The organism is Psychroflexus salinarum, assembly GCF_042677225.1.
Classification (GTDB): Bacteria; Bacteroidota; Bacteroidia; order Flavobacteriales; family Flavobacteriaceae; genus Psychroflexus; species Psychroflexus salinarum.
Window position 1 is genome coordinate 802,181 of sequence record NZ_JBHTIV010000005.1, and the last position, 7,547, is coordinate 809,727.

General features: G+C 32.9%; 11 protein-coding genes. 2 read left to right on the forward strand and 9 right to left on the reverse strand.

Features of this window, described 5'->3' with window-relative positions:
• Together ACFQ0R_RS05770 and ACFQ0R_RS05775 are read right to left on the reverse strand one after the other, a co-directional pair.
• Positions 1-1,260 (reverse strand): ABC transporter permease, encoded by a 1,260-nt coding sequence (locus ACFQ0R_RS05770; protein ID WP_379657425.1) that lies wholly within the window; start codon positions 1,258-1,260, stop codon positions 1-3.
• On the reverse strand, positions 1,257-2,342 hold the full coding sequence (locus tag ACFQ0R_RS05775; protein WP_379657426.1) for an efflux RND transporter periplasmic adaptor subunit: 1,086 nt from the start codon (positions 2,340-2,342) through the stop codon (positions 1,257-1,259). Before ACFQ0R_RS05775 ends, ACFQ0R_RS05770 begins: the two co-directional genes overlap by 4 nt.
• A 232-nt stretch (positions 2,343-2,574) precedes the next feature.
• On the opposite strand from ACFQ0R_RS05775, the gene ACFQ0R_RS05780 reads away from it, so the two are divergent.
• Positions 2,575-2,763 (forward strand): hypothetical protein, encoded by a 189-nt coding sequence (locus tag ACFQ0R_RS05780; RefSeq protein WP_379657427.1) that lies wholly within the window; start codon positions 2,575-2,577, stop codon positions 2,761-2,763.
• A gap of 270 nt (positions 2,764-3,033) precedes the next feature.
• Entirely contained in the window at positions 3,034-3,180 is a 147-nt protein-coding gene (locus ACFQ0R_RS05785; protein WP_379657428.1) for a hypothetical protein, read from the forward strand.
• Between the two features lie 101 nt (positions 3,181-3,281).
• Here ACFQ0R_RS05785 and ACFQ0R_RS05790 read toward each other — a convergent pair whose 3' ends face one another.
• The 7 genes from ACFQ0R_RS05790 to ACFQ0R_RS05820 form a co-directional block, all read right to left on the reverse strand.
• Entirely contained in the window at positions 3,282-3,662 is a 381-nt protein-coding gene (locus ACFQ0R_RS05790; protein ID WP_379657429.1) for a helix-turn-helix domain-containing protein, read from the reverse strand.
• Between the two features lie 10 nt (positions 3,663-3,672).
• Positions 3,673-3,969, reverse strand: a complete 297-nt coding sequence (locus tag ACFQ0R_RS05795; protein ID WP_379657430.1) for a type II toxin-antitoxin system HigB family toxin — start codon at positions 3,967-3,969, stop codon at positions 3,673-3,675.
• A 211-nt stretch (positions 3,970-4,180) separates the two neighbouring features.
• A complete protein-coding gene (locus ACFQ0R_RS05800; protein ID WP_379657431.1) occupies positions 4,181-5,419 on the reverse strand; it encodes a T9SS type A sorting domain-containing protein in 1,239 nt (412 codons plus the stop codon).
• A 149-nt stretch (positions 5,420-5,568) separates the two neighbouring features.
• The gene (locus ACFQ0R_RS05805) at positions 5,569-5,823 is read right to left on the reverse strand and encodes a hypothetical protein (RefSeq protein ID WP_379657432.1); all 255 of its coding nucleotides are present in this window, start codon (positions 5,821-5,823) and stop codon (positions 5,569-5,571) included.
• A 61-nt stretch (positions 5,824-5,884) separates the two neighbouring features.
• A complete protein-coding gene (locus tag ACFQ0R_RS05810) occupies positions 5,885-6,559 on the reverse strand; it encodes a hypothetical protein (protein WP_379657433.1) in 675 nt (224 codons plus the stop codon).
• Positions 6,560-6,729: 170 nt separating this feature from the next.
• Positions 6,730-7,140, reverse strand: coding sequence for a putative toxin-antitoxin system toxin component, PIN family (locus tag ACFQ0R_RS05815; RefSeq protein ID WP_379657434.1), 411 nt, complete (start codon positions 7,138-7,140; stop codon positions 6,730-6,732).
• The gene (locus tag ACFQ0R_RS05820; RefSeq protein WP_379657435.1) at positions 7,130-7,345 is read right to left on the reverse strand and encodes a hypothetical protein; all 216 of its coding nucleotides are present in this window, start codon (positions 7,343-7,345) and stop codon (positions 7,130-7,132) included. The genes ACFQ0R_RS05815 and ACFQ0R_RS05820 overlap by 11 nt, the downstream gene beginning before the upstream one ends.
• Between the last annotated feature and the right edge of the window lie 202 nt (positions 7,346-7,547).

Below are 7,547 nucleotides of genomic sequence, written 5' to 3' on the forward strand. Positions count from 1 at the left end.
TTATTTCCCTCTAATAATTTCTACAGGATCTACTTGACTTGCTTTCTTAGCAGGAAACCACCCTGCAAAATAAGTGGTTGCTACTGCAAATAAAACCGCTATTGAATAGTATTGCAGTCCATAATCTACAGGATAAGTATCTATCGTGGGTAATGCAGCCGAAATGAAAGGAATGGCATCTATAATCAATGAGAAAAGGTAGCCTAAAAGTGCCCCGGCAAATGCTCCTCCTATACCAATGCTTAAAGAAATAACCATAAATATTTGTTTTACATCACTGCCAGCAAAACCTGTAGCTTTCAAAATGGCAATAGTATCCATTTTTTCATAAATCATCATATTGAGAATGTTGTAAATACCAAATCCTGCCACAACAAGTAAAGTTAGGCCTACTGCATAAGATATAAGTGAACGAACGCTACTTCCTGTTTCAAACTGTGCATTGGCCGTTTGGATATCTTCTGCATCGATACCAAAAAGCTGTCTATATTCTTTGGCAATTACTGGCGCTTCTTTTATATCATTCAATTTTATCTGAATATCGCTTATGAAATTACCAGACTTTCCTAGTAATTTTTGTCCGGTAGATAAGCTCACGAAGCTTTGTACCTTATCCAATTCGGCAATACCAGATTGAAAAAAACCGATTACTTTCAATGAGAATTGGTTTCCATCCGCTGTCGTTATGGTAATAATATCCTCTTTTTCAGCAAGCATTTTTTTAGCAAGATCAATTCCTAAGATAATACTGTTCGACCTGTTTTTCAGATCCATAAAATCACCGCCAATTACATAATCTTTAAAGTTGAATAGTTTGGTTTCTTGTAAAATGTCCACCCCATTTATAACCCCATTTAGATCAATGTTTCCGAGATTGAAAAATACTTGTGCTGTCACTTTGGGGGCCACTCCAAGTACTCTTTTGTCTGAATTAAGATAGGGAATAATGGCTAGAGCATTGTGTATCTCTTTTCTAGCATTTATAGGTTTTACAGAACTTATAAAATTATAATGATCAGTATAGGTTGCAGACAAGTCAATGGGCTGAAAATCTGAAGGGCGAATGCCGTTGTAGAGTCTTATATGTGGTGTTCTATTCAAGACCAGGTCATCCAATAAAGTATTTAGTCCTTCCATAAACCCTAATAGTGAAATAAAAAAAGCTACACTCAGGGCCACACCGATTGCGGCTATTAGTGTTTGCTTAGACCTTGCGATTAAAAGCGATTTAGCTATTTCGAAAATATGCTTAACCCTCATTTTTTAGGCTTTATTATTTTAGAATTTATATTTATGCCACTTTTAATTTCAGTTAGGTTATAATCACTAAGTCCAATTTTCACTTTCTTTATGCTCTCATCTTTAAGCATTACAGTAGAATCTGTCAGCAGGAAACGTGTAGGAATGGTTAGGACGTCTTGTTTTTCATTGATAACAATATTAGCTTCCAAAGTTAAATTGGGGTAAAGTACTTCGGGTATCTGAGTAAATACAGCCTGTACCTTTAAAGTTCGGGTGCGATCGTTCATCATCGGATAGATATCGGTTATCACAGCTTCAAAAACTCGAGATTTGTAACTATCCATTCTGACAAATACCTTTTGGCCTTGCTCTATTTTCACAATATCCAATTCGTCAATATCGAGTTCTATAATAAATTCTTTTTCTCCAATTACAGCTAAAGGTTTATTAGCAGTAGCCAGTTCACCTTCTTCAATATTTATTTTATAAACAATACCATCTACAGCACTTCGTATTTCCAGATCTTTTTCTAAGGTTTGGGCAATTTTCAAATTATTTTTGCTTTGTTTGGAAGCAAGGTCTAACTGGCGTTGCAAGTCTTCAAAAACAGATTTGGCTTGATTTAAGTTGAGTTTGGACTTTTCAAAACTAATTTCTCTTTGTTCGAGCTCCATTTTTGAGCCAATATTTTGTTTCCATAGGTTTTTCTGTCTCTCATACATCAAAGAATCATTTAGAAATCTCTTATGATAAAGCTTAATGCTGTGACGGGCATCATCCAGCTTTTCAAGGTTTTCTGTGTAGTCATTTGCAGCAGCAATCAGCCTTGCATTGTCTGCAGATAGCTTAGAGTTTTCATTCTCTATTTTAAAAAGTAAGTCATCTTTTTCTATTTGCGCGCCTTCTTTTATCACTATTTCGTCTACTATTCCATTGACTTTAGTATATACTTCATATTGATTTTTACTCAAAACAATACCAGAAGCATAAACACTTTCTGTAATGTTTTTTATCTCAGGAGTTATAGTCTCTTTATTTCGATTGCATGAAAAAAAGAGGAAAATTGAAGAAAAAATAATTATCCAAATTCTAATTTTCATGTATTAACTTTTTAAGAACTAATAATATGACGTATAACGGGCTTGTATAAATTTTTAAGAAGAGAAACAAGCGCAAGTTATTAAGCCTGCCTGCCGGCAAAGGCAGGTTGAACTTTTACTATAATAAATTTACTAAATTTCTGGATTCAGCGAGATAATTAGCCATAAAACATAGCATCCATGAAAAAGCACTAAGTCCAGTATCCTTAAAGTTCACTAAAACATATAAAGTATGAAAACTGAACTTAGTGCCGAGTTAAAGTTATATATTGGAATTGACATCCACAAGCGAAGCTGGAAAGTGCATTGTTCCACCGATTTGTTTTCAGGCAAATCCTTTAGCATGGAACCTTCTCCAGACCAGCTTTATGAGTATGTCATTAAACACTTTCCAGGCCATGAAGTTACCACAGCTTATTAAGCTGGGTGTTGTGGATACAAGGCTCACAGGAGTTTTGAAAGTTATGGCTGGACTTCATTGTTAGTTAACCCGGCAGATATTCACCGTAAGGGCAAGGAACGCTTTACCAAGACCGATAAGATAGATGCTCAACTTATCAGCTGAGAGCTTAAAGATGGACGGCTCACAAGCATTGTAATTCCAGATAAAGAACGTGAAGAGTTCCGAAGTTTATTTAGAAGGCGTAATGAACTGGTTCAGCATTACCGTCAAATCAAGAGCCGGTTAAAGATGAAGTTTCTATTCTATGGCATTACAATACCAAAAAAGTACGATAATAGTAATTGGAGCCTTGATTTTAGAAACTGGATAGATAACCTTGAGTTTGATTACCCGACAGGCAAAGGAAGCCTGGAGAGCAAGATGCGAAGCTTATAAAACATGATTTAAAAATTAGTAATAAATGAGATAGGGCTTAAAAGAAAAATATCATAAATGTGAACTAAGATCAGGACGATTGCTTTTCATAGGATGCGCTGTTACCCTTTGTTATTTTTTGCGAGTTGATAATTGTTGACTAAGACTGAAGCAGAAATTTGAAGTAATCTTTCTAACTCTCTTATCATATCAACAGTCAATTTCTTTTTTCGATTTAAAATTTCGGATACTCGACTTTTACCGCCAATTACACCTACCAAATCTTTTTGGCGTAGATTCAATTCTTCCATTCTGATTTTAATCGCTTCTATTGGATCTGGAGCTTCTATCGGATAATGCTCATTTTCATAATTTTCAATCATCAATGAGAGAATTTCTGCTTCATCACCTTCTTTTGTGTCAACAGGTGCATCAAAAATCACTTCCAATCGTTCAAGAGCGTTTCGGTAATCTTTTTCGGTTTTAATAGGTCTTAAATTCATTATTCTTTTTTTAAATGGTGTCAGCGTTTATTTTGTCATATTCAGCGTGTGTGCCAATAAAACGGATAAACGCCCACTGCTTTTCGTAATTAAATTTAACAATAAGTCGATGAGAGTTTCCTTTAATATTGAAAACAACCCGACCATTTTTTAGAATACTTGCGGAAATGTAAGTTTGTTTAACATCGTTTGGAGAAAACCATTTTGCGCTTTTTGCTGTATCGAACCAAGTTTTCAAATACTGTTCAGAGTCAGCGTGTTTTTCCCAATATTCTCGTAGCGTACTTTTCGCAATTATTTGTTTCATTCATCAAATTATGTAACAAATATACAATCAGTTCTCTAATTTAGAACTAAAGGGAATCTTTTTTATAATAAAGGGTAACGTTTTGCAGCTTGCAGAAGTGGCGGATTAAGGATTCCAAAACTTTCAATTAAACACCGACTTTGCAAGTACAAAACCAACTTTAAATTAAGTCCAAAACCCGGCATTTTTACAAACTGCTGTTGGAAGAAGGCTATTTTTTGATGATTTTCTTAGTTAATATTTTTCCATTTATATCACTTATTTTTGCAAAATAAATACCAGTCTGTAAACTAGTTAAGTTCATTTTATTATCTTGAAATTCCAAATTATTTATTATTCTACCGTTCAAGTCAGAAATTTGTACATCTTTTATGTCAAAACCACTTTTTAAAAATAAATAATCAGTAGTTGGATTTGGATATATTGATATGTTGTTTTTTTCTTCTGATTCTGATAAGCCCAAAGTTGAATCCTTTATAATAATTACTTTGTTGTCAGTTGTGTTAAAAGCATAACAACCATTTCCACAAGTGATTATGTTTTTTACTGAACCAAAGGCTTGTGAAATTGGTAAACTATCGTACAACAAAAAAGTATTTGGATTAAATCTCTTAAATGTAATGTTTCCAGAAAAATCATAACTACCAAAACATACACGATTATAATAACTATCATATACTACTGGACCAGTTGCATTTGAAAATTGACCAATAACAAACGGTGCTGTTGTAACATCAACAACTTTACCATCAAATGAATACATATAATTGTCTTTATATATAAAATCTAGATAAAAGTTTGATAACACATTTTGAGTTACACTAACATTACTAACTCCGCTACTATTTACTGATAATCTTCTAATTCCAAATTCAGTTGTTTCATTATTGTATCCGATTAATGAATTTTGACTAGTAAATTCTATTCTGTTACTTCCTGTATGGTCAGGAGTTGTTGTCGGTCTCATAACATTATTGTCGTATATTACGACTCCTTCATGTCTTGGAGAAAAGCCATTGTTTTTTCTAGAAATAGCAATAGTTGTTGGCTGGCTAGGCATAACTTCAATATCTTCGGCATAGTAAGACCCAGTTGAGGAATCACTTCCTAAACTAAATTGGAGACCTGCCGTTTGACTTGCAACATCAAATCGTCTTACAGTTGAAGAGCCACTAAATCCAGAATATATATATTGTCCATTATCTGAAATTGCAAGAATTGTTGGTTCACTTCCAATGAATATTGTATTTTCTAATAAGTATGTATTTGGATTTATAACACCAATACTGTTTCCATTTGAACCATTAGCACTCGGAATACTTGCATAAATTTTGTTAGTTACTGAATCATAAACTAAATCATTTGTAGTTAAATTCAAAGTGTTTACTTGTAATTGCGCAAATGCCATTGAGCTAGTTCCAAGTATTATTAAAGATAGAATTCTTTTCATATTTATTTATATTTTAATTAGTTACGTTTTTTTTTTAGCTTTCTGCCAACGGGCTTGCATATGTGTTTGTGATGGGAAAACAAACGCAAGTTATTCGGTTAAACTTTTTCTTTTATAAACATACCGAAAATTTCGATTCAGCAAGAACTTTAGGCATAAAACATATGCGATGTGTGTGCCTTGAATGGTAAATATAGTTCTTTTACAAGAATGTCCCAACGGGTGAAAGTCCCCAATGCGCTGAGGTAACGCTCTGAAGCATTAATAAGTCGCAAGCTTGTTAAGGGTGACCTTAGAAGTGAAGTAAGCGAGTCTACAAAAGTCTGAACCGACCCTTCGTCTAGGCTCAGGATAAACCAAGCAGGAACAGGATACGAGGCATAGTTGCTCGGGTAAGTAAGCACATCTTTACAAAGCCCAAAACTTTAATGGGCATCAATGTAGATTCTGCGGGCTTAGTTATTTTTATTCATATCCGTGTTTTTTCTTCCAATCAGAGATATCAATTTTTTCAATTTCTTCAAGTCTTTTTTGTTCATAATTATTAAATGTGATATAAATAAGAACAAACCAACTGATAAATCCTAAAGTTAAAATTACAATCCGCTGTTTAAATTTTAAAAAATAATTTTCTTTTCTTGATGTAAATACATCATCATAACGACGAAAAAATTTTAAAGGTCCAAAGACGAAAATTAAAATCATTTCCCACGTTGAATAACTTTCTGTTCTGTTTTTCTCAAAAGATTCTTTTCGTTCATTTTCAAAAAAAATCTTGTATACTTTTTCAGCGTCATAGGTTGATTCCGAATTGTTATTTTCTCCAGTAAATTTGTGTTTTTTATTGAACTTACCATCATTGTTGAAATAAGATAATAATATTTCAGTCAGTTGATTTATGGAAGAAGGAGCTTTCTCAATAACAAATTGCTCATTGTTTTTTTCGTACATAGCTGAAAGTCCGTCTTCTTTTAGATTTCCTCCAACTTCAATCCAATCGTAGCCATTTTTACTTAGACAAACTTGATGAAATAAATTCCAATCAATAGAATTCATAGCCTCAAGGATGTCCGATTCAGATGGATTTTTCTTTTTCAGATTTTCTCTTGAACCATAATCAGATAAAACTAATAATTCCATTCTTTTCCAGGTGTCGTTTTAATTAAGCCCAACGGGCTTGCATATGTATTTGTGGCGGGTAAACAAGTGCAAGTTATTCGGTTAAACTTTTTCTTTTATAAACATATCAAAATTTTCCATTCAGCAAGAACTTTAGCCATAAAACATATGCGATGTTGTACTACGTACTCCTAGCCGATATGCTCAATAAAATCGGTAAATGTGACTATTTCAGTGGCCTCAATTTTTTTCAAAACTAATAAATCTTTATCTCCTGTTATTAGATAATTGGCTTTTGAATCAACTGATAGATTTAATAGAAAATTGTCTTTTTCATCGCGACAAATTTCGATAGTAGACTTGACTTTCACTAATATTCCAAATTGGTCAAAATAGTTAAGTATTTTTTCGATGTCTTTTCTAGAGAAATATTTTTGGAATTTAGGTCGACTTACAACATCAATAAATTCTTCAATTAACTCATCAGAAAAAACTAAAGTTATTTTTTTATCTTCAATCAATTGGTCAAGTTGATTGAATTTTTTTGAAATCAGAAAGCTAATCCATAGATTGGTATCAAGGATTATTTTCTTATTTTTCATAGCGTTCTTTTCTCACTTGCTCGACTTCATCTGTAATTTCATCGAGTGAAATTTCGTCAGTCGATTTAGATCTCAATTTCTGGAGAAGAGATGAAAAATCAGATTTCTTTTTTTGCTTATTGATTTTAATTAGATTTAAATCAGCTAAATCTCTCAAAAGTTTTTTTGCCTTTGGATTTAGGATATCAATTTGTATAGTTTCCATGACCAGAAATTTTGTTTAAATCTAAGAAAATTAATTTAAACTAGGGTTTATTTCAGTATGTAGTACAACGTCTCGCGCATATGGTTTGAGGCGGGCAAAAATGCGCAAGTTTTTCGGTTAAACTTTTAATTTTCTAAAAATACACAAAACTCTCGTTTCTGCACAAATCTCGCCATTTTTGTTAGCATTCATGAAAAAGCAC